This window comes from Corynebacterium sp. HMSC06G04 (assembly GCF_001807365.1).
Classification (GTDB): domain Bacteria; phylum Actinomycetota; class Actinomycetes; order Mycobacteriales; family Mycobacteriaceae; genus Corynebacterium; species Corynebacterium simulans.
In genome coordinates, this window is the sequence record NZ_KV788618.1 from 136,476 (window position 1) to 161,632 (window position 25,157).

Consider the following 25,157-nt stretch of genomic DNA (forward strand, 5'->3'; position numbering starts at 1 on the left):
ATGGCACTTTTGACCTCTTCTGAGAGTTTGCAGACTGACCAGAAAGCCGAAACCAAAACCGACACCCACCAGGTAATTGCCGAGTACCGCAGCAATAACTTCCGCAAGGTACTCATCATCGGTGCACTGGTGCTGGCTGCCTTCGTAGCCTTCGTCATTGCCACGGTGGTCGGCCCGATTCACCTTTCCCCGATGGAGATGCTGCGTGGCATTTTCTCACCGGGCCAGGTGGATGAGACCACCCGGACGGTCCTGTGGAACCTGCGCCTGCCGGCGTCGGTTATGGCCGTGCTCATCGGCGCCGCACTGGCGCTATCCGGCGCGCATATGCAGACCATTCTGGATAACCCTTTGGCCGAGCCTTTCACCTTGGGTATTTCCGCCGCCGCGGCTTTTGGCGGCGCGGCCTCCATCGTGCTGGGCTGGACCGTGCTGGGAAATCCGCAGTTCAATCTCGCGGCCGTCGCTTGGCTGTCGGCTCTTGTGGCCGTGGCCATCGTCGCGGGTGCGGCGGTGTGGCGCGGCGCTAGTGCGGAGTCAATGATTCTGCTGGGTATCGCCCTCGTTTTCTTGTTCCAGGCACTGCTTTCGCTGATGCAATACAGCGCCTCGACTGAAGCCCTGCAGCAGATTGTCTTTTGGACCATGGGCTCCCTGCAGCGTGCGAATTGGGTGTCCAACCTGATCATCGCGGCCACCTTGCTGGTTGCCATTCCTTTCACCATGCTCAACGCGTGGAAGCTCACGGCGCTGCGCCTTGGCGACGAGCGTGCGGCGGCCCTTGGCATCAACGTGCAAAAACTGCGCGTTCTAACCCTCGTCGTGGCCTCCTTGCTGGCCGCTAGCGCCGTGGCCTTCGCCGGCATCATCGGCTTCATTGGCTTGGTTGGCCCACACGTGGCGCGCCTATTGGTGGGCGAGGATCAGCGTTTCTTCGCTCCAGCCTCCATGGCGGCGGGCGCGATGCTGCTGGCGGGAGCACACGCGGTATCCATCACCATCATCCCCGGCGTTGCCGTACCCATCGGCATCATCACGGCGCTCGTTGGTGTTCCTTTCTTCGTGCTGCTCATCTTCACCAAGAGGAGGATCAAGTGCTGAAAGTAGAACAGGCATGCGTGAACTTTGGCAAGCGGGAGGTGCTCAAAGGAGTTGACTTGCCCGAGCCTGAACCCGGCACCATCGTCGGACTCATCGGCCCCAACGCGGCGGGCAAGTCCACCTTGGTCAAGGCCATCGCCGGCATTCAGAAGCTAACTTCGGGCACCTGCGATACTGGTGGCGCCAACGTGGGTTACGTGCCGCAGGATCTTTTGACCAGCGCCTCGCTGACCGCCTTTGAATCGGTGGTCATCTCCGCTAAGCGTGGCTCAGTTAATGCCTTGGAATCGGCGGTGCAGGCACTCGAAAAGCTCGGCATCGTGCATCTCGCACACCGCTACGTCCACCAGCTTTCCGGCGGCCAGCGCCAGCTCGTCGCCGTGGCGCAGATGCTGGCCCGCGAACCGGATCTCATGCTGCTGGATGAGCCAACCTCCGCGCTCGACCTGCGCCACCAGGTGCATCTGCTGGATACCTTGCGCAAGGAGGTCTCCCGCGGGGCGGTGGCGTTGGTGGCTATCCACGATCTCAACCTGGCCGCGCGCTATTGCGATGAGCTCGTGGTTCTTCACGGCGGCCGTGTGCGTGCCCATGGAACGCCCGCAGAGGTGCTGAACACCGAGCTGCTGGGTGAGGTCTATGGCATCCGCGCTCGAGTCATCGACGACGAGGGCGTGCCCATGGTCTGTCCTGTCGAGGCTAGCTTCGGTAAGCTTGAGCCTCATGAGCCAACTCACTCGAGATGAAGAACGAGACCAAGTACTAAAACTGGCGCGTCAGGCGAAGAAAGTTGCGCCGCAGTTCGCGCAGCTTTCCACCCCACGCAAGAACGAGATTCTTCTGCGCGCTGCTGAAAACCTGGTGGCCCGCACCCCTGAGATCCTCGAGGCCAATGAGCGCGACGTCGCCGCTGGCCGCGCGGCCGGGATGAATGATTCTTTAATCGATAGGCTCTCGCTCGACGCCGCGCGCGTCGAAGGTATCGCCGGCGGCCTGCGCCAGGTCGCCGCCCTGCAGGACCCAGTAGGGGAGGTACTGCGGGGCCACACCATGGACAACGGCATCCAGATGAAGCAGGTGCGCGTGCCGCTCGGCGTCATGGGCATGGTTTATGAGGCCCGCCCGAATGTCACGGTGGATGCCTTTGGCCTTGCGCTCAAGTCTGGCAACGTTCCGCTGCTGCGCGGATCTAAGTCCGCACGCAACTCCAACGAGCAGCTCGTGGAGATCCTCCAGGACACCCTGGCGCACTTCGACCTTCCGCGCGAGGGCGTGCAGCTCCTGCCGTGCGAGAGCCACGATTCGGTGCAGGATCTCATCACGGCGCGCGGGCTTGTCGACGTCGTGATTCCCCGCGGTTCTGCTCGCCTCATCAATGCGGTGGTGGAGGGCGCTCCCGTCCCCGCCATTGAGACCGGCACCGGCAACTGCCACTTCTACATCGATGCCAGCGCCGACCTCGACAAGGCCATCGCCATGGTTATAAACGGCAAGACCCGCCGCCCTTCGGTTTGTAACTCCACCGAGTGCGTGCTGCTGGACGCCGCGCTTGCCGACGCCGCGAAACTCCGCGTCATCACCTCCCTTCAGGAGGCGGGCGTGGTCATCCATGGCGAGGTCGCTGAGCTCGAGCAATTCGGCGTGGCCAATGCCGTGGAAGCAACCGACGAGGAATGGCGCGAGGAGTTCCTGAGCAACGACATCTGCGCCAAGGTAGTTGACGGCGTCGCTGGCGCCATCGCGCATATCGCCGAGTACACCACCGGCCACACTGAGGGCATCGCCGCTCAGGACGCCGATGTTCTGCTTAAGTTCGCCAACGAGGTCGATGCCGCCGCCGTCATGCTCAATGCCTCCACCGCCTTTACCGACGGCGAGGTTTATGGCATGGGCGCGGAGATCGGTATCTCTACCCAGAAGCTGCATGCCCGCGGCCCGATGGCTTTGCCGGAGCTGACCTCCACAAAGTGGATCCTGCAGGGCAGCGGTCAAACTCGACCTTAAAATATGCCTCTATCTTTATCTCTTTTCACCCAGGCGCCCACGCCCGCGGATGGGCAGAAGGTGCACGTATAATCTCCACTCATGACTAGTCCACAGCGCATTGGAATCATGGGCGGCACTTTCGACCCCATCCACAATGGCCACCTCGTGGCCGCCAGTGAGGTGGCCTACCGCTTCCAACTGGACCAAGTGGTCTTCGTGCCCACCGGCCAGCCGTGGCAGAAGGCGGGGCGCGACGTCACCGCAGCCGAGCATCGCTACCTGATGACCATGGTGGCAACCGCCTCGAATCCGCGCTTTACCGTCTCCCGCGTCGACATCGACCGCGAGGGCCCCACCTACACCATCGATACCCTGCGTGACCTGCGCGAGCTTTTCCCCGATGCCGAGCTCTACTTCATCACCGGCGCCGATTCCCTGGCTTCGATCATGAGCTGGCACGATTGGGAGGTCATGCTAGAGATGGCCAACTTCGTCGGCGTCACCCGCCCCGGCTACGAACTCAGCAAGGATATGCTGCCGCTGGAATCCCAAACCGGGATCGAACTCATCGAAATTCCCGCCATGGCCATTTCTTCCACCGATTGCCGCAAGCGCGCCGGGGAAGGCGAGCCGGTGTGGTATCTCGTGCCGGATGGGGTTGTCCAATACATCGCTAAGAACAATCTTTATGGGCCTAATCCTGATAAGCCTTTATAGAATTTGGGAAAAAGAATTCACGGAAATAGCCAAACGCACCTCTTACGTGCGAAACTGGCAGAACTAAAAAGTATTCGAAGATATTTGGAAGATATTTGAAGGAAAGCACATGTCCGTTACTGATGTAGCCCGCAAGATGGCTGAAACCGCGGCGCACGCTGCTGACGAGAAGCTGGCCACGAACATCGTGGCTATCGACGTCTCTGACGTGCTTGCTATCACCGAGATCTTCGTGCTGGCATCCGCCGAGACCGAGCGCCAGGTGGCCTCCATCGTGGAGGAAATCGAAGACGAGCTGACCAAGCTTGGCCACGAGCCAAAGCGCCGCGAAGGCAACCGCGAAAACCGCTGGGTACTGCTGGATTACGGTCACATCGTTATCCACGTCCAGCGCAACGATCAGCGCGAGTTCTATGGCCTCGACCGCCTCTACCACGATTGCCCGATCCTGGAGATCGAGGGCATCGAGACCCCGGAGCGTCCGGGCGAGTGGTCCGACGAGGTTAACCTGCGCGAAGTTGAGTCCATCGATGAGATCCCACTGGCTCAGCCGGAGCCGGAAGAGGACGAGGAGTACTAAACCTTGTCGCGCCGCCTGCTTCTGATCCGCCACGGTCAGACCACTTATAACGCCACTGGCCGCATGCAGGGCCACCTGGACACGGAGCTGTCCGAGCTGGGACTTGCACAGGCCAAGCAGGCGGCAGGCCTGCTTGCGGAGCAAGGGATTTCCGCGATCGTGTGCTCGGATCTTTCCCGTGCCCGCGCCACCGCCGGCGTCATTGGTGAGCGTTTGGGCCTGGAGCCTACTGTCGACGCCCGCCTGCGCGAGACGCACCTGGGCAAGTGGCAGGGGATGTCCTCGGCGGAAGTAGATCGCGATTACCCCGGCGCCCGCGCCATCTGGCGTCACGATCCCACCTGGGCGCCGCCGGAGGGCGAGTCGCGGGTGGACGTCGCCAAGCGTGCGCGTCCCGTCATTGACGAGCTGATGCGTGACCCGGAACCGTGGGCCGAGGGCACCGTGTTGGTGGTGGGGCACGGCGGTGCGATTGCAGCGCTGACCTGCCACCTTTTGGGCCTGCGCCACGAGCAGTACTCCATCCTTTCGGGCCTGAAGAACACCCACTGGTCCCAGCTGACCGCCCGCCCGGACTTTGACCCAGCGAATCCGCAGGCCTCCCTCGAGTTCACTGCGGATAACGTGGAGGGCGCCAAGTGGTACTTCGACGGCTGGAACATGGGAGCAGGTAACTAGTGGCCGTCCGCATCGTCACTGATTCCGCCGCGGGGCTGCCGCCAGACATCGTGAAAAACCTGCAGATTCGAGTAATCGATTTGCACGTCATGGACGCAGCCGGCGAGCAATCTACCTCGGGTCTTACTGCGCTGGAGCTGGCGGCCGCATATGGTCGCGAAATGGAACGCTCCACCGACGACGGCATTGTGGCCATCCATCTGTCTAAGGAACTTTCTTCCACTTGGTCTGCCGCGGTGACGGCTTCGGGCGTGTTTCCCGATACCGTCAAGGTGGTCGAGTCCGGCTCGGCGGGCATGGTGATTGGTGCCGCGGCGATGTCTGCGGCGACCTTGGCACGCGATGGCGCCTCGCTTGAGGAGTGCTACGAGGCGGCGCTGGATACGATCAAGCGCGGCCGCACCTGGGTTTACCTCAACTCCACGGAGGAACTGCGCCGCTCCGGCCGTCTTTCTACCACCACCGCGATGCTCTCCACTGCACTTCTGGCCACCAAGCCCATCATGTCCATCGTGAGCGGCAAGCTGGAGCTCGTGGGCAAGACCCGTACCCAGACTAAGGCTTTTACCAAGCTGGTCGATCTCATCGCCTCCCGCGCCGATGGCGAGCCCGTCTTCGTGGCATTGCAGCACAACGACGCCGAGGAGTCCGCCGAGCGCCTGCTCGAACTGCTCGAGAAGGCCCTGCCGAAGGGCTCTTCCTTCATGGTCGAAGAACTCACCGAGGTGCTCGCCGTGCATGCCGGCCCAGGCGCCATCGGCGTATCGGTGGTCTTTAGCAAGGAACCTCCTGAATCGTTGACACGTACAACAAGTTATCCACAGGTTTTTAAATTGCCTCTAGCGCATTAACTGCGCCGCCTTTTAGCGTCGAGGGCATGCCGCATATTAGCGATCGTCTTCGGGAACTAACCCGCCCCACCGGGGAAGAAGACCTGCTCAACGTCACCTATCCGCGCCCGCGTGTGCGTATTCCGCCGTGGCTTGCCTGCACCATCGCGGTGTTGGTTGCTGCGGGTGTCTTGACGTGGCTGGGTATTACGAGCCGGAACGATCCTTATGCGGTTTCCGCTTCCGAGGCTACGAGCAGCGCCGCTGCACCGAGCTCCCTGGTGGTCTCCGTGGTGGGGGAGGTCGAAAACCCCGGCCTTGTCACGGTGGCGCCGGACGCCCGCATTGCCGACGCCCTCGATCACGCCTGCCCGCGCCCCGGCGTGGACCTCCTCAACCTCAACCTGGCCAAACGGCTTAACGACGGCGAGCAAATCGTCGTCGGCCTGCCCGCACCCGCCCCAGCACCGGGCGAGCCGCAGGAAGGCGGTCTGCTCAGCCTGAACTCAGCCACCAAGGAGCAGCTTATGGAGTTGAAAGGAGTAGGAGAGGTCACGGCGGAGTCTATTTTGAGCTTTCGCGAGGAATCCGGCGGTTTTACTTCCGTAGAGCAGCTGATGGAGATAAGCGGCATTGGGCCTGCAAAGTTCGAAGCGCTCAAAGACCAGGTGCAATTATGAGGCAGCTGCGCCTGCTGCCGGCCGCGTGTGCGGTGTGGCTGGCCACGCTCTTAAGCTTTAACGGCGCGTGGTGCTCCTTAGTGCCGCTAGTCTGTCTAGTCCTGTGGTTCTGGCAGCGCGGCCAGGCGGTGCTCACCACGGGCCTTAGCGCCTTGGCCATCGCCGTGACTAAGGTGCGCATTTCCCGCGCGGGCCCGCTTGGCGACGTCCTGACCGGCACCGTCATAACTGAGCCCACCGAGGTGCGCTTTGGCTGGCTGCTGCGCCTGCGCGTGCCTGGCTATCCCTTTCAGGTACCTGTGTTTAGCGACGAACCCGCTCCAGCCGGGGCCCAAGTGACCGTGGACCATGGCACCATCACTTCGCTTACCCCGCCGGATTCTTTGGCCGCGCACGTGGCAGAGAACTTCCGCGAGCTGGTCAGCATAAGCGTTGGCCCTTCCTCACAAGGCCTGCTGCCGGGCATGGTGCTGGGGGATACCACCTTGCAGACGGCGGCAGAAAAGCAGCTTTATATCGACACCGGGTTGTCGCATTTGAGCGCGGTATCCGGCTCGAACGTGGCCATCGTGTGCAGCGCTGCCGCCTTGTTGGTGAAAGGGCCACGGCTGCGGGTCGCGGCGTCGCTTAGCGCATTGTGCATCTTCGTGGCTTTGGTGGGGTTTGAGCCTTCCGTCCAGCGCGCGGCCGTGATGGGCCTGGTGGGACTACTCGCGGTTTTAAACTCCGCGCGCATGGAGCCGATGCATGGGCTCAGCCTGGCTATCATCGTGCTGCTTTTTATCGACAGCGAGTTGGCCAAGAACTTCGGGTTTGCGTTGTCGGTGGCGGCGACCGCCGGAATCGTGGCGCTCTCGCCGTTGCTTTATCGCCACCTGGCGGTGATTGGATGGCCGGATATCTTCGTCCGCGCGCTCGCCGTGGCAATTGCGGCCGACCTCGTGACGATGCCGATCATCGCTCTGATGTCCGGCAAGGTATCGGTGGTCTCGGTACTTGCAAACGTGCTGGTTGCTCCCGCGACTGCTCCCGTGACCATCTTGGGATTGCTGGCAGCCCTCTTCGCGCAGCTGGGCCCGCTTTCCGTGTTGGGCGCCGGGGTGCTGCGCCTAGCCGAGCCTTTTACCTGGTGGATCAACACCATCGCCCGCGGCTGCGCGGCCTTGCCGGTCAGCACCGTTGACGCTAGCCCTTTCCTGGTGTTGCTGGGCTACGGCTGGATAGTGGCGGGCATCCTCTACAAACGCCCATTGCTCACACTTGCCTGCGTGGTTGCATTCCTGTGGCCGAGGCACTTTGATACCCCGCAGGAACCGATACATGTGGTGGCCACCGAGGAAGACATCGAGCCCATTCCGCCGGGCACACGCAGCATCATTGTTACGCAAGATTCGCCGCCCGATTACCCCACGCGCACAGCAGATGGAATCGCAGTTTTCTACCGCTAGAATTGCTCCTATGAATCAGGTCCATCTCATCCTTGGCGACGACGAATTCCTCACCGAACGTGCCCGCCTTTCCATCCAGAAGGCGGCCGGGGAGGGAGTCGAGGTGGTCCGCCTCAAGGCTTCTGAGGTCTCGGAGGGGGAAATCGCCATGGCGACCAGCCCTTCCCTGTTTGGTGATAACCGCGTCATCGTCATCAGCGACGTCGAAAAGGTGGGCAAGGAACTCACCCAAATCCTCCTTAAGGCCGTCGCCGATCCAGGCCCCGGCATGACCTTGGTGCTCATCTACAGCGTGACGGCCAAAACTCTCAAAGGCAAGAAGAGGCCACCAGAGCTCGTTGCCAAGCTGCGCAAAGTAGGCGAGGTGCACGAGGTGTTCTCGCTCTATCCCAACGAGCTGGGTACCTGGGCCACCCGCGAGTTCGCCTCGCACGGGGTACGGCCAACCCCCGACGTCGTCCAGGCCGTGCTCGATGGCGTGGGCTCCGATCTGCGTGAGCTGGCCTCGGCGATTTCCCAGCTGGTCTTCGATACCAACGGCAACGTCACCCGCGAGGCCGTGCACAACTACTACGTCGGCGTGGCTGAGGTGGCGAATTGGGACATCGCCGACGCCGCCGTAGCCGGGCGCGTGGAAGCCGCCGTCTCCACGTGCCGGCGCGCTCTCCAATTAGGTGCCTCGCCCGTTGCCATCTCGGCGGCGCTGGCGAATAAGGTAGGCGCAATCGCCAGGCTCTATTCCGCCCGCGGCGACCAATACTCTTTGGCCAAGGCAACCGGCCTTGCTCCTTACGTGGTGAAGCTGACTCACCCGGTGGCGCGCCGCTGGTCGGAGGATTCCGTGAACAAGGCAGTGGTGCTCATGGCCGAGCTCGATGCCGCAGTCAAAGGCCAAGGCGGCGACGAAGAGTTTGCGGTAGAGGCCGCTGTGCGTAGAGTAGCCGAGCTTGCGCGATAAACTATTTCGCATGGAAGACATCCAAGAGTTTGCCTCGAAGCTTTTTGATTTCGCACGCAATGGCGACGGCACGTTGCTGGAGTACATCGCCCAAGGCGTGAACCCGAACATGGTCAACCAGGACGGCCAGTCCTTCGTCATGTTGGCGGCATACAACGGCCATGCGGAGCTCGTGACCAAGTTAGCTGCCGCAGGCGGAAACGTGAACCTGCTCAATGACCGCAATCAATCCCCGCTGGCAGGCGCAATTTTTAAGAAGGAAGATGCGGTGATCGAAGCCCTCTTAGCAGCCGGTGCCGATCCGCAGGCCGGCCAGCCTAATGCCTTGGATTCTGCCCGCATGTTCGGCCGCGAAGATTTGATCGAGCGCCTTTCATGAGCTGGTCCGCGTTTGCGTTCCTCATCGCCATGAACATGGTGGGCGCCCTCGCGCCGGGACCAGACATCGTACTGGTGACCCGTTACGCCACCCGCTCGCGCAAGCATGCGGTTGCGGCCGTCACGGGCACTCAGGTCGGCGTGCTTTTCTGGTGCACGCTCACGGTGTTCGGCGCGGCGGCGTTGCTGACCGCATTCCCGGGGCTGCTCCGCTTCATTCAGGGCATCGGCGGCTGCTTCCTCATCTGGATGGGCCTGCAGAATGTTTGCACGGGCCTGGCGCAGCGCAAACAGCCGGCGTTGAACTTAGACGAGGCGGTATCGCGGTTGGGTAGTGTCAAGCAAGTCTTCCGCACAGGGCTTTTCACCAACCTTTCGAACCCGAAAATCGTGCTCTACTTGGCGGCGATGATCGCGCCTTTGCTGCCGCCGCACCCGCCGCTGTGGCTGGCCGCGGGGCTCGTGCTGAGCATGGGCATTTCCAGCTACTTGGTCTTCGTGACCGTTGCAACGGTGATTTCCACCAACGCTATCCGACGCCGCCTTCTTGCCGCCGGACCCATCATCGACATCGCTTCGGGTTGTTTCTTCGCCGTGGCCGGTGTGGGCCTAATTATTGCCGCTATAACAGGCTAAGTTGCTGCGGCGCGAAAAGCTCTGCCACCCACTGCGACCACGCCACCACGGTTTGGGCGCGGCGGGGAAGCGTAGAACCAGAGATATTTAGGTCGGCCGCCTCCATGATGGCCACGGCTTCTTCCTTGCTCAGCATGCGCTGCTTCTCAGCCACGGCGGCCACCATCTCGTGGAAGACAGGCCGGCTAGCTAGCGCCTCGATGAGCTGTAGGTTGCGCCCGTCGCGGGTATCGGCCAGCTCGATTCCCTCGACCAGCTCATCCTCAATGCGCATTAGGCCCAAGTAACGGCCAGCATTCAAGTAATAGTCAGCCTGGCGGTGGCTAAACCCAAAGCGCTCGGGAATCTCCGCCTTGGGCAGTGGCAGCATCTCCCAGAGGCTGACCACGCGCGCAAAGGAATCGGCCTGGGGAAAGGGAATGTCCGCCTCGCGTGGGCTGCTACGCCGTAGGACTGCCTTGACGGATTCGGTGTTGAGCTCGGATTCGCCGAGCATATAACGTGCGGCGGCCTCGAGCTGGATGCTGCGGAAATCCTCCGCATCGCTGAAACGATAGCGATACAGGTGGAAGATGCCGTTGGAATAGACCAGGTATACCGGCACAACTTCCTTTCCCAGCTGTTGGCTAAAACGCCGGAAAGGCAGATAAAGCTGGCGAATGTTGAAATCGGGCGAGATGTGATTCTTGCACTCGATGAGCACCAGGCACTCGGGCGCCTCAAACCCGCCGTCTATTTCCATCTGCGCACGGTCCACCACGAGCTCCTCGCCGCGCAGGCGCATGCTGACGGTGCCGGTGGACATGCGCCCAGCCACGGTGGCATGCAGCTTATCGACGCCCAGGAAATCCTGCAGCACTCCCGCAATCACCGCGGCATTGAGCACGAGGGTCTCGGAGCTTAAGTTGTCGAAGTCAAGCGATTCAACCCCTTGCGGAACGGGCAGCGTCTTAAGCGGCGTCACGGTCTCCGGAAAAGGCTCGTAGACGTCGAAGTTGCCCACGACGTATCCATCGCGCCGGATGGGGAAGATGCTTAAGTTGTGCTCCTGGAAAATCTCCGGGCGGGAAGCAGAAAAGTCATGTTTGGCCAGAAGGCGCGGCTCTCGGCCACCCTTTTCTTTGAGCTGTTTGGCGCTAAATTCCACGAAACCTTCGCGTTCGATGCGTGCCAAGGTCTCGGCGTCGAGGATGCGCTGCCACGCGACGTCGTTAAGCCGTGCCATAGTTACGCACCAATACTTCGTCGACTTTGCCGCGCTTGGATGCCACGGAATTGATGGCGCGGGTGGCCCCTACGATGTCTATCTCGTAGGCGGAATAGATCTCCTGGATGAAATCCGTGGCGGAGTTCGATAGCAGGAACTTCACGCCGGCTGCGTCGAGTTTGTCGCAGACTTCCTTAAGGCGGAGCTGATCCTCGCGGCCGAAGCCACCGGACTGATACCCGGTGAAGTTGCTTGTGGGATTGACTGGGTCATAGGGAGGATCGAGGTAGACAAAGTCCCCCTCTTTGGCGTCTTGCAAGATGGCGGCATAGTCACCGGTGTGGAAGGAAACCTCGTTGTCATTGAGGTACCCCGATACCCCGCGCAGGGTCTCTTCGTCACAGATGGCGGGGTTGGCGTAGCGGCCGAAGGGGGAGTTGAACTGCCCGGCATTATTGACGCGGTAGAGGCCGTTGTAGCAGGTCTTGTTCAGGTAGATGGTGCGCGCGGCGCGCTCGGTGCGCGTCATGTGTGCGAAGGAGGAATCGCGGTCTTTGCCGCGCATCTCGTAGAAGAAGTCTTCCTCGTTGGGATAGGTGCTTAGCAATGAGATGAGTCCGTCAACATCGTCGCGCACGGTCTCGTAGACGTTGATGAGCTCAGAGTTTAGATCGTTGACCGTGGCCTTTTCCGGGGTCAAAGAAAACAACACCGCGCCGCCGCCCAAGAAGGGCTCGTAGTAATGGTTAACCTCCGGCAGGGCAGCGTGGATTGCGGGCAGGAGTTGGCGCTTTCCGCCGACCCACTTGAGGAGCGGCTTGATGGTGTGCTGCTTGGCAAGACTCATAGCTCAAAATCCTAGCGTGCCCGCCGGACACGTTCGAAAATCAGTGCGGATCTTTCGGAGTGGAGATTAAAAAATGCCCTCCCTCTTGCGAGGAAAGGCATTAACAGTCAGGCTTTAAAAAGCTTAGGCCATCTTGTTGAAGGCGTTAGCCATACCGGACTTCTTGTTGGCAGCCGTGTTGCGGTGGAAGACACCCTTGGACACGGACTTGTCCAGTGCGCGGGAAGCAACGCGGAGCTGCTTCTCCGCACCTTCCTTGTCGCCTGCGGTGACAAGCTCGCGGAACTTGCGGATCTCGGTGCGGACTGCGGAACGAACAGCCTTGTTGCGCTGACGTGCCTTCTCGTTGGTGAGAATGCGCTTCTTCTTGGACTTGATGTTTGCCATTTGAATTACCTCTTGGAATCGAAAGTGATTGAACTGCAACCAACCTGCCGGACATGTCCTGCATCTGAATTAATGCGCGGCGTTGATGTTCGATGAGCGGACCCAAGGTCCTGACCGCCCCGACCAACGCGCCCGGAAAGTAAGTAACCTAGAAGAAGTTAGCAGGAGCTGGGGTAAAACCCAAATCACGCCCAGTGATAGCGGGAACGCAAACGGTTGGCGATGCGCTCAAAGCGGCGCTCCGGGAAAAGAGTGCCTTGGCGGCGGCATTCTTCCTCAGAGATTTCGAGGATGCGATCAAGGCGTACCCAGCACTGCCTGCCGCTTTCGTCCCACTCGCCAGTGCCGATGTCGAGCCATTCTTCCTCGTGCGCGTGGTTTGGATTTGGGGAGATCAAAAGCCCCAAAACAGTGGTGCGCGTGCGGGAGATGATGAGCACGGCGCGTTCGTGCGGCGGTGATTGCTTGCCGTCGGAAGGCGCCCAGACCCACACCACCTCGCCGGAATCGGCCTGGCCATCCATGTCGGGGGAGAAGCAAACGGTGCGCGGATGCGAGGAGGTGGTTTCGATGCGAATCTTTGCTGCTTTGCGGGGTTCACGGTGCTCAGCAGCATTATTCATGCCTAGCCTGTTGGATATGTGAGCAAGGCCGACGTCGACTGGCTCGCGTTCTGCGATGCCAAGCGCCTGCCTTAAGCGGGTAAGTGGGTTGCCGCTAGTCATGTCGACTATTGTAGACGTATGTCTAAAAACTTTGCGGCCACTACGTTTACGGATCTTTCCCAGATTCGAAACTTCTGCATTATCGCCCACATCGACCATGGCAAGTCGACGCTGGCTGACCGCATCCTGCAGTTCTCGCAGGTCGTTGACGCGCGCGACATGCGTGATCAGTACCTCGACAACATGGATATCGAGCGCGAGCGCGGCATTACCATTAAGGCGCAGAACGTGCGTCTGCCCTGGGTTCCGCGCACCGGTGAGCATGCGGGCGAGGAGTTCGTCATGCAGATGATTGATACGCCGGGCCACGTGGACTTTACTTACGAGGTCTCCCGCGCGCTCGAGGCATGTGAGGGCGCTATTTTGCTTGTCGACGCCGCCCAAGGCATCGAGGCGCAAACCCTCGCCAACCTTTATCTGGCGATGGAAAATGATCTGGAGATCATCCCGGTCCTCAACAAGATTGACCTCCCCGCTGCGGATCCAGAGAAGTATGCCCTCGAGATCGCCAACATCATTGGCTGCGAGCCGGAGGACGTCCTGCGCGTGTCCGGCAAGACGGGCGAGGGCGTCGAGGAGCTGCTCGATAAGCTCGTGGATTTGGTGCCAGCGCCAACCACGGATGCGCCTGCCGACGCCCCCGCGCGCGCCATGATTTTCGACTCCGTCTATGACACCTACCGCGGCGTCGTCACGTATATCCGCATGATGGACGGCAAGCTGACCCCGCGTCAGAAGGTCACCATGATGTCTACGGGCGCAAACCATGAGCTGCTGGAGGTGGGCATCGTCTCGCCGACCATGCGCAAGTGCGAGGGCTTGGGTCCGGGCGAGGTTGGTTACCTGATTACGGGCGTGAAGAATGTGCGTGAGACCAAGGTCGGTGACACCGTTACCTGGGCAACCAACGGCGCTGAAGAGCCGCTGAAGGGCTATGCGGACCCGAACCCGATGGTCTATTCGGGCCTTTTCCCAATCTCCCAGGCGGACTTCCCAGACCTACGCGATGCGCTGGAAAAGCTGCAGCTAAACGACGCTTCCTTGACCTTCGAGCCAGAGACCTCTGTTGCTCTGGGCTTTGGCTTCCGCTGTGGCTTCTTGGGCCTTTTGCACATGGAAATCACGCGCGACCGCTTGGAGCGCGAGTTTGGCTTGGACCTGATTTCCACCGCGCCTTCTGTTACCTACCGCGTGGTTGCAGAAGACGGCGCTGAGTCCCTCGTGCACAACCCTTCGGATTGGCCGAGCGGCAAGTTGCGCGAGGTCTACGAGCCAATCGTGAAGATGACCATCATTGTGCCGGAGCAGTTCGTGGGCCCAACCATGGAGCTGTGCCAGTCCAAGCGCGGCCAGATGGGCGGCATGGACTACCTCTCTGAAGACCGCGTAGAGCTGCGCTACACCATGCCTTTGGGTGAGATTATCTTCGACTTCTTCGACATGCTGAAGTCTCGCACCAAGGGTTATGCTTCGCTGAACTATGAAGAGGCTGGGGAACAGCTGTCTGATCTGGTCAAGGTGGATATCCTGCTCAACGGTGATCCGGTCGACGCCTTCTCTGCCATCGTTCACCGCGATTCGGCGCAGTGGTACGGCAACAAGATGACGAAGAAGCTTAAAGAGCTCATTCCGCGCCAGCAGTTCGAGGTTCCGGTCCAGGCCGCCATTGGCTCCAAGATCATTGCGCGTGAGAATATCCGCGCTATGCGCAAGGACGTCCTGGCGAAGTGCTACGGCGGCGATATTTCTCGTAAGCGTAAGCTGCTGGAGAAGCAGAAGGCTGGTAAGAAGCGCATGAAGTCCATCGGTTCGGTATCTGTTCCGCAGGAAGCGTTCGTGGCGGCGCTTTCTACCGACGGTGAGGGCTAATACTGCGCTTATCGACGTCCCCGGGGCTGGGGCAGCCGGGGGACTAATTTTTCGAACACTCTTGCGGATGTCCGGGGTGTATTATATCTTGGGTTTGTACAGCTTGGAGGGGAAGCTGACCGGCATCGCCGGATAATGGAAAATAAACCTAGGAGACTTCGATGGACGGACCTTACTTCGCTCCACTGAATCCAAAGAACCAGGCCGGGCAGGCTTTTACGGAAAGCAATCGCCTCAACTGGCTCGCACTGCAATCGATCATTCCACAACCTGGCGACGACGCTGACCTAGCCTTCAACGACGTCTCACGCAGCCTCGGCATCACTTCCTATAAAGCCGAACATCTTTACTACGGCATCCGCAAACTTTCTTTTCTACCGAAACTTACTCGTCTCAATAAGCTCGATTGGTTCCTTGATTTTGACCGAATCCTCGCCGTCGGCAGGGCTCTGCAAGGCGTCGAGGAGCGTGTCCTGCCTCATATCGACGACGCCTTGGAGGAATTGTTTACGCCCAGCCGCGCAAACCAGCGCCTGCCGGAGGCTTCGCGCATCCGCAGCGTAATTTCTGATGTCCTCTCTTTGCACAATTGTTTGAAGGGCGAAGACGAAGAAGAACGTGACCGCTATAAACTCGAGCGTCATGCAGGCCGCGGGGAGTTTACAGCCAACCTTGACGCCGTGACCGCCGAAAAAATCGACCGCGTCGTCCGCAAACGCGCCGAGGACGAAGGAATTTCCTTCGCTCGCGCACTTGCTTCCTGCGTGCTCGAGCCAGTTGAACAAAAGGTCGTGATTAACCTTTTCCAGCAGGCAGAAACCACCCTCGCGTTCGCTCCGGGCTATGGCTACGTCACCCCGCCTGCAGATGCCTCCTATCGCAACATCGCGCCAGCACAGACCGAGACTTATCGTCCCACCGCCGGCATTCGCGCCTTCGTGGAGGCCCGCGATGGAACCTGCCGCGGCCCGGGATGCAGTAAGCCAGCCCACCGCAACCAGCTCGATCACCGCGTTCCCTATGGCGAAAATGGCCCAACTTCCACCGATAACTTGGTCAGCCTCTGCCAGCACTGCCACAACATCAAGACTGATGGCCGGGCTTTCTACATCATGGACCCAATTACCGGGGAGATATATTGGCTCTTCGAAGACGGCCGCTGGGAATCCAATTCCCCAGAGGGCGTGCTCGTGCCAGACACCGCGAACTGGCGCCAAACCGTTGCCCAAAGGATGGAAGCCTGGGAAGCGAGAGGAGGGGTACTCTCCTTTGCTTGATACGGGGTAGGTCCCATGTAGGCTCGATGGTCAAACCCGGGAAGGATTGATTCATGGAACCCATCAAGAAGAAGGCACCTCGCCACGGCCAGCAGCTTCCACCGCTGCCAGTTACCGCTGCCAAGATTGGTGAGCGCATTGCCAGTGAGGTGTTCTTGGAGGAAGGCCAAAAGCTCTTACCGCAGCTGCAGGAATTCCGGCGGGATATGCACCAGAACCCAGAAATCGGGCTCGAGCTTCCGCGGACGCAAAAGAAGGTCCTCGAGGCGCTCAAAGGCCTGCCGTTGGAGATTCAGGTCGGCCAGGATTTAAGCTCCGTGGTCGCGGTCCTTCGCGGCGGCAAGCGCGGCCCACGGCCGGTTTCGGTGCTGCTGCGCGCAGACATGGACGCCTTGCCGGTCCGTGAGCAGACGGGCGATCCTTTCGCTTCCACCAACGGCATGATGCACGCGTGCGGCCACGACCTTCACACCGCCGGGCTCATCGGAGCGGTGAAGTTGCTGTGCGCGCAGAAGGAGCACTTGCTTGGCGACGTCACTTTCATGTTCCAGCCCGGCGAAGAAGGCCCCGGTGGTGCGCTCCCGATGATCGAAGAGGGCGTCCTCGATGCGGCGGGGCGCCGTCCGATTGCTGCTTATGGCCTGCATGTCGGCCCGCAGGATCGCGGCACTTTCCACCATATTTCCGGGCCCATGATGGCATCATCGTCGAATCTGAAGATCACTGTCTATGGCAAGGGCGGCCACGGTTCGCGGCCGCATGACGCCATCGATCCCGTCGCAGCGCTGGGGGAAATTCAGATGGCCTTGCAGGTTGCACTGACTCGCCGCTTCGACGCCAACGAGCCGATCGTCATCACGGTGACTAATCTGCGCGCTGGCGACGGCGCCATCAACGTCATCCCTGATCACGCCATGCTCGGCGCCACAGTGCGTGTGCTGCGCGATGAAAAGATTGAGCAAGTGCGCCAGATGGTTGTGGAAGTGGCCAGTTCTGTCGCGGCGTCGCATAGATGCACCGCGAAGGTGGATTTCGAGGTTCTGTATTCCGCAACCAAAACCAACCCGCGCGAGAATCAATTTGCCGCGACGCTGTGGGGTGGCATGTTCGGAGCAGAAAATGTCATTCCGATGGAAACACCCATGATGGCTTCGGAGGACTTCGGCGGCGTACTAGCGCAGGTACCTGGCACCTTCATGTGGTTCGGCACCGTCAATCCGGATACCCCGGAGCACCTGCGCGAGTGGAATCATTCGCCGCTGGCAAGGTTCGATGATTCGGTGCTCGGTGACCAAGCCGCAGCACTCGCCGCCGTAGCCTTTGAGCGCTTGGCTGCCGAAGACGCGCATCCTTCGCCGGCAACAAGAGTGATGCGCTCTGCGGTGGAGGGCGTTGAGTAGTACAAGATTGCCGAGATAACAATGCAGGTCAATGCGCTGAGCAGGGTTTGGCCCCACCCCACATTCTCAGCGTTAACGTCCACATAGCCCAAGATGCCAGCAGTAAAGAAGACGAAGTTATTGCACGCATGAATCACGCATCCGTACTCGATTCCGTTCGTTATCACTGTGAGTACGCTTAGACAGACGGCGAATACAAAGATGTCAACAAGTCCGATCCAGTTATAAGTATGGCCTGCCACAAATAGCGGAATCGAGGGCAAATAGGCCAACCACGGCGAGCGCAGCCACCGGCCGAATACCTGGGGAAGCAGACTGCGAAAGATAACTTCCTCCGTCACTGACTGCAGCGGCACCAAGATGACCGCCAGCCCCAGCATCAATAGAGCGTTTGGAGCAGGGGAGAATCCATTTCGGAGAATCGGAAGAAAGCTCAACAGCGTAACGGGCAACGACACGAGAAGGGCGCGCCGGGCATAATGCCACCGAAACCGACCATCGCCTGACCACACCTTACCGGGCCGGCGTCGGCAAAAGGCGCCTGGGAGGAACACAATGATGGAGAGCATCATGATGCAAAAAGGTAGCGGCGCGTTCATGTCGTCGAGATTTGAGTCTGGCGCGAAAATTGCGTAACCGATCATGAGCGCGACGAAGAGCACGGCGCTCAGCACCGCCCAAAAGAAGAAGTAAAGGATCGGGCGTTTTAAACAGCGATGAAAAGTCATGACTAAACAGTCGCTGGTAATTAATCATCCCTAAGAATGAGTTTGCGGCCTTTAAGGTATGAATCATGACTAGGAACCGTTGGCAGGTAGCTTTCATCGTCGTGCTCTGCGTCCTAGGCGGGTGCTGCTTTGGGCTGATCGGTATCGGCATCGACTTAGAAGACATGGGGGTGCCCAACATCGATCCGCAAACCGATAGAGCCTATGCCGGCTTCGTTTGCTTGAGTTTCATCGCTGGGGTGGTTTCGTGCGGTTTGCTGCCATGGGCCATTTCTCATGATCCGCGGGAGCTGGAGAAATCTGACTTCCCAGGAACGCGGAAGACCTTCGTCTGCGGGGTTGTCGTGATTGCTTGCGGCTTTTCTTATTTTGCCGTGCTATCTCAGCTGGTGGCCATGGTGTCCATGACATCACGGAGGTCCGTGAAGTGGTCGGTGGCGGCAGTAGTGGCGTCGCTTAGCTATCTCGCTGTCTATCCTCTCAACCCTGCGAGTGAGTTCGAAGGCTGGTTGGAATTTGGCATCGTTCCAGTACTCGTAATCGTGCTTCTGATCGGCATGCAGCGCGGCAAGAACCGCGAGAAGCAACAGAATCTACAGCGCGAAATTCGGGAAGAGATAGCGCGTGACATGCACGATTCACTGTCGCATCGGTTGTCGCTGATTGCCGTGCATGCAGGGGCATTGTCTTTTCAGAATGAGCAGGTTCCCAAGGAGTATTCCGCGGCGGCGGAGACGATTCGCCAAGAAGCGAATGCTGCAGTGCAGGATCTGCGCGCTGTGCTTTATGCTCTGCGGCAGGAGGCAACAGAAGATCCACGAGCAAGCATCGAAACGCTCATTCGAGATGACAACGTTAAGCTGCGCTATTCCACTGATCCAGGCATAGTAGAAAGGCTCGATACCTTAGGCCAGCACACGTTGTATCGAGCGGTCCAGGAGGCAGCCACCAATGCTCGCAAGTACGCGCGGGGAAAGCCGGTGCTTTTCGACGTCGCCAAGCGCGGCCCTAATCTCGTGCTCACCGTATCCAACCCGCATACGGGTCCAGTGGGGCGTGGCTTTGGGCTGCGGGGTCTGGCTGAGCGCGCGGAACTTATCGGAGGAGAATTTCGGATGCTGGAGGGAGATGAATTCGGATGGGAATTGCAGCTGCCGACGAAGCGCTAAAGGTGGTGCTGGTCGATGACGAGGCGCTATTGCGCAGTGGCCTGCGGCTCATGCTGGCCAATGCCGGTATCGAGGTGGTGGGGGAGGCCTCTAATGGCAAGGATGCGATAGCAGTGGTGTTGGACGCGCTTCCCGACGTCGTGCTCATGGACATTCGCATGCCCGTCATGGATGGTATCGAGGCGCTGGGGAAGTTGCCGGCGTCGATTCCTGTGGTGATGTTAACCGCTTTCGATACCGACGAATTTATTGTCGATGCGCTCCAAGCCGGTGCCGTTGGATTCCTATTGAAATCGACGCCACCGGAAGCGCTTGTTGCTTCCATTCGCGCGGCTGCGGCAGGCCAACCGATGCTCAGCCGCGAGGTACTTGAACGCCTGCTCTCCCCGCGGCCAAAGCGGAAGAACAGGCGGCTGGCGCACCTTAGCGACCGCGAGATGGAGATTGCGGAGCTGGTGGCAGATGGGTTAAGCAATCAACAGATTGCAGAGCAGCTTTTTATTTCGCTACCGACAGTAAAGACTCACGTGCAGAAGATTTTGAAGAAACTCGGCGGGACGAGCCGCGTTCACGTCGCGATTGCCGTATTTGGCGGACGATAAACCAGAGCGCTGCGATCCAGATTGCCCCCACTACCACTAAAGTTGCAATGGGCAGCCAGAGGCTCTCCGGGAAGGTGGCATCCAGCGAGGGAAAGAGGTTCGTGAAGAAGTGAACCGTGACGCCGCCCATCCAACCGGCGAGTGCGCGGCCACGGGCCAAGCCATATGCCGCGATGCCGGTAAAGAGGGAGTGTGCGAAGGTGCAACTCATAAACCTCATGAGCACCCCAGTAGTGGCGCCCATGAGATCTGAGTCGAGGTCTTTCAGCGTTAGGTGTGCGATGAAGGTGCAATCCTCCACGATCGCAAAGCCCATGCCTACGGCGATACCGACGTAGACGAAGTCGCGAGTGCGTTGGGGCTTAATGAAGTAAGTACAGATGAGCAGAACACCAATGAACTTCAGAGTCTCTTCAGTAATTGGCGCGAAGCCAGCGGCATCTAGCCACTGCAACTGTAGTTTTTCCAAGATGGTGGTGAAGTGCGAGTTGAAGAAGACAGCCGGGCCGGTGCACGCCGCGCCCCAGAGCATGCCTAGGGCCGTGCCGCGGTGGCCTCGGAACGCGAGCCAGGAGGCACAAGTCCAGATCGCCACATGGATGAGTGCAGCGATGAGGCTGGCGGTGACGTAAGACTGGTTAAACTCGAAGTGCACGGAGTAGGCGAGACCCGCGGTAGCGAGCACATAAAATAGGTATTTCATTATTTGACCTCCATTTTGTCTGCATAGCGGGCGGCGTCAGGCCCCTCGAGATGGAAGAACAGCTTCTTATCGTCGGAGTCGTACAGGATAGTTACCTTGTCGCCTTCGTCGAGGCGATAGAGATTTTTCTGAGGCTGACGTACCGGGGCATCCGAGAGGAAAGGGGTATCGAGAATATAGCGGTGCTTTCGTAGTAACGCAGTCTCAGGTTTCCCGAAGGTCTGGCCGGGGTCAGCGCCGATGGTGGTATCCCCGCATTCCCATCGGGGGGAGTCGTTAAGATATGTCGGGCTTTGCGCGCATTCCAGATCGGTGATGGCGACATCGTGGAAGGCGACGGCGCTTGTCGGGGTAGTGGGCTCAGGCAGCAGTGCGCTTGCCGCCGGCACTGCCACGAAATACGCAGTAGCTGCGGCTAGGGCTGTTAATACTTTCTTGTCCATGTCTCCGACGCTACGGAGAACGGCTATGCGTTAAATCCACCCCAGGGTGGATTTGTGGCTCTAGGCCTCCTACTACTGTGGGTGGAGATGAGTACGGCACAGTCGAAGATTAAGAACTGGATTGAAAAGCAGCGGCATGCCACCTATCTCAACACGTTAAACGGGGTAACGCGGTGGCGGCGTGCCGCCATCGTCGCCGTGTGTGTGTTGGCTGATATAGCCACGATGGGTGCGATGCTCCTGCGCTTCGACGAGCGCTCTGGCAATTCGTGGGATGATCGCATCCTTACTGAGGCCGTTATTGGGACGTCGGTGAGCATCCTCACCTGGGTCTTGCTGGCCTTTGCGCTGCGGCACGTGCCGCGGGAGTTTAGCATTTACGAACGCTATCCTGGTCCGGTCTCCGCGCTGGTCAGCGCGGTGATCATTTGCGCTTCGGCGGGACTGCATCAGTTATCACTGACGGTCTTCGTTGCCTATGTTTCTCTGGTCTCGCGTGGAAGCAAGCGCTGGACATTGGTAGCAACGGCGGTGCTCACCTTAAGTTATGGCGTCAAGGTTTATAAGCCGGACTCTTTCGAAACCGTGCCTATGGCGTTGTTCGGGTATGCCTTAGTCTGGGCCGTGTTGGTTCTATCAGGGCTGTTGATAGGCGTCGCGCGCCATAGTCGCCGGCAACGTCAGGCCACGCTGGTGGCGCGCGCGGAGCTGAATAAACAGACCCTGGAAGCAGAAAACGAAAAAGTTCGCCAGGATGAGCGCAACCGCATCGCCCGCGATATGCACGATTCGCTCTCACATCGGCTAAGCCTTATCTCTGTATATGCCGGTGGACTGGCGTACCGGAAGGATTTGCCGCCGGAGCAGGTGGCGGAATCCGCTACGACTATCCAAAAAGAGGCCGAGCAGGCGGTGACCGATCTGCGGCAGGTCATTCGCTCTTTGCGTATCGATGATCGAATTGACCCGCGCACCAGCATCGACGAACACGTAGTGCGGGCGCACGCCGCCGGTGCCAAGGTCACGCTTGAGTACCGCGATGATTGCTTAGATAAGATTTCGACTATGGGTGTACATACGTTGAGCCGTGCCGTGCAAGAAGGCCTGACGAATGCGCGCAAGCATGCGCCAGGGCAAAAGATTGCGATCGAGGTAGCCCAAGATGGTGCTTTGGCTCGGGTGACGATGCGCAACCGGAAGGTAGAAGGGGCGTCGGCAAGCGGCGGCGAGAATGGGCTTATCGGAATGCGCGAACGCGCACGCTTGGTGGGCGGGCGCCTAGACGTAGAAGATGGCGAAGAGTTTAGCTGGAGCCTGTATTTGCCAATGGAGGAACGATGATTTCTGCAGTGCTTGTCGACGACGAGGAGCTGCTGCGCCGCGGCATCCGTCTGATTCTAGAGGGCGCAGGCGACATCGAAGTGGTGGGCGAGGCCAGCAATGGGCGCGATGGCGTGCAGCTGATTACGCAACAACGCCCGGATATTGTGCTGATGGATATCCGTATGCCGGTCATGGACGGGATTGAGGCGGTGGCGCAGCTGAAGACGGCAGTGCCCGACATTCCTGTGGTGATGCTGACGGCCTTCGACACCGACGAATTCATCGTCGATTCCTTGCACGCGGGAGCGATGGGGTTTCTGCTGAAGGCCACGGGGCCTGAGGCATTAGTCGCCTCAGTGCGGGCGGCCGCGCAGGGCCAGCAGCTGCTTAGCCCAAAAGCGCTGCAGAACCTGCTGGCGATTCCGCATGCTCAGCCGCAAGAGCCGCTCGTCCTGGCGGATTTGAGTGCGCGCGAAAACGAGGTGGCGCAGCTGGTTGCGAAGGGGCTGGACAATAATGAAATCGCGGAGCAGCTTTATGTCTCTGTGGCCACGGTTAAGACGCACATCAAGCACATCTTGGAAAAGATTGGCGGCACGAACCGCGTGCATATCGCGATTGCGGTGCTGGAGCAGCGCTAGCTTATCCGCTAGTATCGGGGAATCAGAGTTTCTAATGGATTGGATTGCCACGAATGCAACTGCCAAATTTTGATGATTCTTCGTACGATGTCGCAGACGCCGAGTTGCTATCGGCTTTTGAGGTCTTTGAGCGCATCGAAGAGCATGTGCTCGATAAATCTCTACTTTTCGAAGTCTATTCGCGCTAGGGATACCAGTGCGTTGATGTCACCCGGAACCTCGTCCGGGTGAATTGAGCAATAATCCAAGATGAAATAGCCCGCATGCTGCAGGGCAAGGTGGCGCTGCCAGAAATCACCCACGTGTTGCGGGTGGTTGACTGCAATGGACTGGATGGAGCGGCGCTCAGAAAGCAGCTCGTACTGCAGGTCGCGGCGAGCGGCCAGGGACTCGTCGGGGGTCGAGAAAAGTAGTGCGCCCAGCAGGCTGGTGATTGCTTCCTGGCAGCGGACCTGCAGACGGTAATGGTTGGTCAGCTGGGCACGCGGCTTCCATAGCCAGAGCACCAGCAAGGAAAAGACCACCGACAGCGCGATCTCACAGATGCGGGAGAAGGCCGTGAACGCCAAGTGATCGGCCGTATGGCCCATGAGCAGCGCCAGCGGCGTGGAGAAGATGACGCAGATGGCGTAGTTCTTGACCACGAAGATCTCCGCGCAGAATTGGCAGGCAGCGAGCGCGAGCAGCAGCGTCCAGCTTGCTAATCCGAAGGACGCAATGAGGTAGAACACGCACACACCGAGCAGCGAGCCCACCATTCGCTGCAATCCGCGGATGGTGCCGGGCACGTGGTCCGGGCCCCACTGCAGAAGAAGCAGCACGGAAACTGCGCCCCAGTCCGGGCGGTCTAGGCCCAGTGCAAGGCCCACGAGCGTGGTGGCGATGGCCGCAAGCAGAATCTTTTCTACCGTTACCACCGCATGCGAGTTGCCCACCGACGCGCGGTAGATGCGGTAGCGCATCGTCGGCTTGGTGTGCGGGATGGCGGTGCGGGTTGGGTCGACGTAGGTCGGGGAGTCTGAAAGCTCATCCGAGTTGGCAGAGAGTTCCAGCGACTGGTTGTGCTGCACGATGCGGTTCTGCGCGGCAAGGGCACGCTCCACGAGGTGGCCTTGTGATGTTTGGATGACGCGGCCGCCGCGGACGATACCGGCGTCGGAAAGCGCTTGCCACGTATTCGCCAGCGCCGTCTGTGCCTGATGGTGGCGTGCCAAGACGTCGGTTGTGGAGTTCTCAAAGGCGTCAGTTGCCTTCTCTAGGGTCGCGACAGTGCGGGCCTCCGGACCGTGCGGGGAGTGGAAGCGAGGCAGCATGCCCAGGCAGTACGCAGCGATGACACCCGCAATGGACCACGCAGCGACCGCAAAGGGGGTGATGTCGGTGCGCGCGAGCATGGTGGAGCCGCCGCCGACCATCACCACGAAGAAGGAACCCGGCGGCGGCAGGCGTAGCGCATTCTGCAGGAAGGCGCCGAGCGCGCCAATGAAAATAGCAAAGGCCGCAGACAGCAAAAGCCACCAGTGTCCGTGGCCCGGGGCGAAGACGAGCTCACCCACCAGCGAACCAACGGTAGCGGCCAAGGTAAGGAGCACGCCCGCAGTGAGAATCACCCAACGGCGGGGGCGATAGGGGTGCCCCTCGCCGTAAATGACGGACATCGCGCCTGCGGTGACCAACAGCACGGCGTCGGGGTGGCCGGTGAGGATGGCGAGCGCGCCGGGAATGGCGATGGCGAGAGCAGCACGCATCGCGCCCGGCCAGCGAGTCACCGAAGAGTTGTAGGCGGTGAAAAGCTGTAGCGGGCGCGGGCGTTGCGGTAGGGGATGCTCAATCAATTCGCTCAT

General features: G+C 59.9%; 27 protein-coding genes and 1 pseudogene. 20 read left to right on the forward strand and 8 right to left on the reverse strand.

Features of this window, described 5'->3' with window-relative positions:
- The 12 genes from HMPREF3158_RS08480 to HMPREF3158_RS08535 all read left to right on the forward strand — a co-directional run bounded on the left by HMPREF3158_RS08480 (position 1) and on the right by HMPREF3158_RS08535 (position 9,992).
- Complete coding sequence (locus HMPREF3158_RS08480) at positions 1–1,101, forward strand: FecCD family ABC transporter permease (RefSeq protein ID WP_082787681.1); 1,101 nt, start codon at positions 1–3, stop codon at positions 1,099–1,101.
- Positions 1,095–1,847 (forward strand): ABC transporter ATP-binding protein, encoded by a 753-nt coding sequence (locus HMPREF3158_RS08485; RefSeq protein WP_070433010.1) that lies wholly within the window; start codon positions 1,095–1,097, stop codon positions 1,845–1,847. Before HMPREF3158_RS08480 ends, HMPREF3158_RS08485 begins: the two co-directional genes overlap by 7 nt.
- Positions 1,825–3,105, forward strand: a complete 1,281-nt coding sequence (locus HMPREF3158_RS08490) for a glutamate-5-semialdehyde dehydrogenase (RefSeq protein ID WP_070498062.1) — start codon at positions 1,825–1,827, stop codon at positions 3,103–3,105. The genes HMPREF3158_RS08485 and HMPREF3158_RS08490 overlap by 23 nt, the downstream gene beginning before the upstream one ends.
- An 81-nt stretch (positions 3,106–3,186) precedes the next feature.
- The gene (gene nadD / locus HMPREF3158_RS08495) at positions 3,187–3,804 is read left to right on the forward strand and encodes a nicotinate-nucleotide adenylyltransferase (protein ID WP_061924075.1); all 618 of its coding nucleotides are present in this window, start codon (positions 3,187–3,189) and stop codon (positions 3,802–3,804) included.
- A gap of 109 nt (positions 3,805–3,913) precedes the next feature.
- Positions 3,914–4,384, forward strand: coding sequence for a ribosome silencing factor (gene rsfS / locus HMPREF3158_RS08500; protein ID WP_061924072.1), 471 nt, complete (start codon positions 3,914–3,916; stop codon positions 4,382–4,384).
- 3 nt (positions 4,385–4,387) lie between these two features.
- Positions 4,388–5,062 (forward strand): histidine phosphatase family protein, encoded by a 675-nt coding sequence (locus HMPREF3158_RS08505; RefSeq protein ID WP_061924068.1) that lies wholly within the window; start codon positions 4,388–4,390, stop codon positions 5,060–5,062.
- Positions 5,062–5,913, forward strand: coding sequence for a DegV family protein (locus tag HMPREF3158_RS08510; RefSeq protein WP_061924065.1), 852 nt, complete (start codon positions 5,062–5,064; stop codon positions 5,911–5,913). The genes HMPREF3158_RS08505 and HMPREF3158_RS08510 overlap by 1 nt, the downstream gene beginning before the upstream one ends.
- A 26-nt stretch (positions 5,914–5,939) precedes the next feature.
- Positions 5,940–6,572: a ComEA family DNA-binding protein gene (locus tag HMPREF3158_RS08515; protein WP_070498064.1), complete on the forward strand. Its 633-nt coding sequence runs from the start codon at positions 5,940–5,942 to the stop codon at positions 6,570–6,572.
- Positions 6,569–8,020 (forward strand): ComEC/Rec2 family competence protein, encoded by a 1,452-nt coding sequence (locus HMPREF3158_RS08520; RefSeq protein WP_070498066.1) that lies wholly within the window; start codon positions 6,569–6,571, stop codon positions 8,018–8,020. The genes HMPREF3158_RS08515 and HMPREF3158_RS08520 overlap by 4 nt, the downstream gene beginning before the upstream one ends.
- A 10-nt stretch (positions 8,021–8,030) precedes the next feature.
- On the forward strand, positions 8,031–8,978 hold the full coding sequence (gene holA, locus HMPREF3158_RS08525; protein WP_179294328.1) for a DNA polymerase III subunit delta: 948 nt from the start codon (positions 8,031–8,033) through the stop codon (positions 8,976–8,978).
- Positions 8,979–8,988: 10 nt separating this feature from the next.
- A complete protein-coding gene (locus HMPREF3158_RS08530; protein WP_061924057.1) occupies positions 8,989–9,357 on the forward strand; it encodes an ankyrin repeat domain-containing protein in 369 nt (122 codons plus the stop codon).
- Positions 9,354–9,992: a LysE family translocator gene (locus tag HMPREF3158_RS08535; RefSeq protein WP_070498067.1), complete on the forward strand. Its 639-nt coding sequence runs from the start codon at positions 9,354–9,356 to the stop codon at positions 9,990–9,992. The genes HMPREF3158_RS08530 and HMPREF3158_RS08535 overlap by 4 nt, the downstream gene beginning before the upstream one ends.
- Here HMPREF3158_RS08535 and HMPREF3158_RS08540 read toward each other — a convergent pair.
- From HMPREF3158_RS08540 to HMPREF3158_RS08555, 4 genes are all read right to left on the reverse strand, one after another.
- The gene (locus HMPREF3158_RS08540; protein WP_070498069.1) at positions 9,979–11,217 is read right to left on the reverse strand and encodes a type II restriction enzyme; all 1,239 of its coding nucleotides are present in this window, start codon (positions 11,215–11,217) and stop codon (positions 9,979–9,981) included. The two genes, HMPREF3158_RS08535 and HMPREF3158_RS08540, sit on opposite strands and share 14 nt — an antisense overlap.
- The gene (locus HMPREF3158_RS08545; RefSeq protein WP_210386639.1) at positions 11,204–12,046 is read right to left on the reverse strand and encodes a DNA adenine methylase; all 843 of its coding nucleotides are present in this window, start codon (positions 12,044–12,046) and stop codon (positions 11,204–11,206) included. The genes HMPREF3158_RS08540 and HMPREF3158_RS08545 overlap by 14 nt, the downstream gene beginning before the upstream one ends.
- Before the next feature lie 123 nt (positions 12,047–12,169).
- Complete coding sequence (rpsT, locus tag HMPREF3158_RS08550) at positions 12,170–12,433, reverse strand: 30S ribosomal protein S20 (protein WP_062037875.1); 264 nt, start codon at positions 12,431–12,433, stop codon at positions 12,170–12,172.
- 185 nt (positions 12,434–12,618) lie between these two features.
- Entirely contained in the window at positions 12,619–13,158 is a 540-nt protein-coding gene (locus HMPREF3158_RS08555) for a type II toxin-antitoxin system PemK/MazF family toxin (RefSeq protein WP_062037877.1), read from the reverse strand.
- A gap of 18 nt (positions 13,159–13,176) precedes the next feature.
- Here HMPREF3158_RS08555 and lepA point away from each other — a divergent pair, with 18 nt between their 5' ends.
- From lepA to HMPREF3158_RS08570, 3 genes are all read left to right on the forward strand, one after another.
- Positions 13,177–15,027, forward strand: a complete 1,851-nt coding sequence (gene lepA, locus HMPREF3158_RS08560; RefSeq protein WP_070433020.1) for a translation elongation factor 4 — start codon at positions 13,177–13,179, stop codon at positions 15,025–15,027.
- Positions 15,028–15,188: 161 nt separating this feature from the next.
- The gene (locus tag HMPREF3158_RS08565; RefSeq protein ID WP_070498072.1) at positions 15,189–16,304 is read left to right on the forward strand and encodes an HNH endonuclease; all 1,116 of its coding nucleotides are present in this window, start codon (positions 15,189–15,191) and stop codon (positions 16,302–16,304) included.
- A 53-nt stretch (positions 16,305–16,357) separates the two neighbouring features.
- Positions 16,358–17,704, forward strand: coding sequence for a M20 metallopeptidase family protein (locus HMPREF3158_RS08570; protein WP_061924032.1), 1,347 nt, complete (start codon positions 16,358–16,360; stop codon positions 17,702–17,704).
- A gap of 122 nt (positions 17,705–17,826) precedes the next feature.
- Here HMPREF3158_RS08570 and HMPREF3158_RS13400 read toward each other — a convergent pair.
- Positions 17,827–18,432: pseudogene (locus HMPREF3158_RS13400) on the reverse strand (lysostaphin resistance A-like protein); the annotation flags it as partial.
- Positions 18,433–18,497: 65 nt separating this feature from the next.
- Here HMPREF3158_RS13400 and HMPREF3158_RS08575 point away from each other — a divergent pair.
- The gene (locus HMPREF3158_RS08575; RefSeq protein WP_070498075.1) at positions 18,498–19,601 is read left to right on the forward strand and encodes a sensor histidine kinase; all 1,104 of its coding nucleotides are present in this window, start codon (positions 18,498–18,500) and stop codon (positions 19,599–19,601) included.
- Positions 19,571–20,203, forward strand: a complete 633-nt coding sequence (locus HMPREF3158_RS12575; protein WP_083291062.1) for a response regulator — start codon at positions 19,571–19,573, stop codon at positions 20,201–20,203. Before HMPREF3158_RS08575 ends, HMPREF3158_RS12575 begins: the two co-directional genes overlap by 31 nt.
- Here HMPREF3158_RS12575 and HMPREF3158_RS08580 read toward each other — a convergent pair.
- Both HMPREF3158_RS08580 and HMPREF3158_RS08585 read right to left on the reverse strand, forming a co-directional pair.
- Positions 20,100–20,906 (reverse strand): PrsW family glutamic-type intramembrane protease, encoded by an 807-nt coding sequence (locus HMPREF3158_RS08580; RefSeq protein WP_070498077.1) that lies wholly within the window; start codon positions 20,904–20,906, stop codon positions 20,100–20,102. The two genes, HMPREF3158_RS12575 and HMPREF3158_RS08580, sit on opposite strands and share 104 nt — an antisense overlap.
- Positions 20,906–21,349, reverse strand: coding sequence for a hypothetical protein (locus tag HMPREF3158_RS08585; protein ID WP_070498080.1), 444 nt, complete (start codon positions 21,347–21,349; stop codon positions 20,906–20,908). The genes HMPREF3158_RS08580 and HMPREF3158_RS08585 overlap by 1 nt, the downstream gene beginning before the upstream one ends.
- Positions 21,350–21,403: 54 nt before the next feature.
- On the opposite strand from HMPREF3158_RS08585, the gene HMPREF3158_RS08590 reads away from it, so the two are divergent.
- The 3 genes from HMPREF3158_RS08590 to HMPREF3158_RS13285 are packed head-to-tail and all read left to right on the forward strand — an operon-like array spanning position 21,404 to position 23,501.
- Positions 21,404–22,690 carry a sensor histidine kinase gene (locus HMPREF3158_RS08590; RefSeq protein ID WP_246816200.1) on the forward strand — a complete coding sequence of 429 codons (1,287 nt, stop codon included), beginning with the start codon at positions 21,404–21,406 and terminating at the stop codon, positions 22,688–22,690.
- On the forward strand, positions 22,687–23,313 hold the full coding sequence (locus HMPREF3158_RS08595; RefSeq protein ID WP_061924020.1) for a response regulator: 627 nt from the start codon (positions 22,687–22,689) through the stop codon (positions 23,311–23,313). The genes HMPREF3158_RS08590 and HMPREF3158_RS08595 overlap by 4 nt, the downstream gene beginning before the upstream one ends.
- A gap of 53 nt (positions 23,314–23,366) precedes the next feature.
- Positions 23,367–23,501 (forward strand): hypothetical protein, encoded by a 135-nt coding sequence (locus tag HMPREF3158_RS13285; protein WP_256366449.1) that lies wholly within the window; start codon positions 23,367–23,369, stop codon positions 23,499–23,501.
- On the opposite strand, the gene HMPREF3158_RS08600 is transcribed toward HMPREF3158_RS13285, so the two are convergent.
- Positions 23,475–25,157, reverse strand: a complete 1,683-nt coding sequence (locus tag HMPREF3158_RS08600; RefSeq protein WP_070498082.1) for an FUSC family protein — start codon at positions 25,155–25,157, stop codon at positions 23,475–23,477. The genes HMPREF3158_RS13285 and HMPREF3158_RS08600 overlap by 27 nt on opposite strands.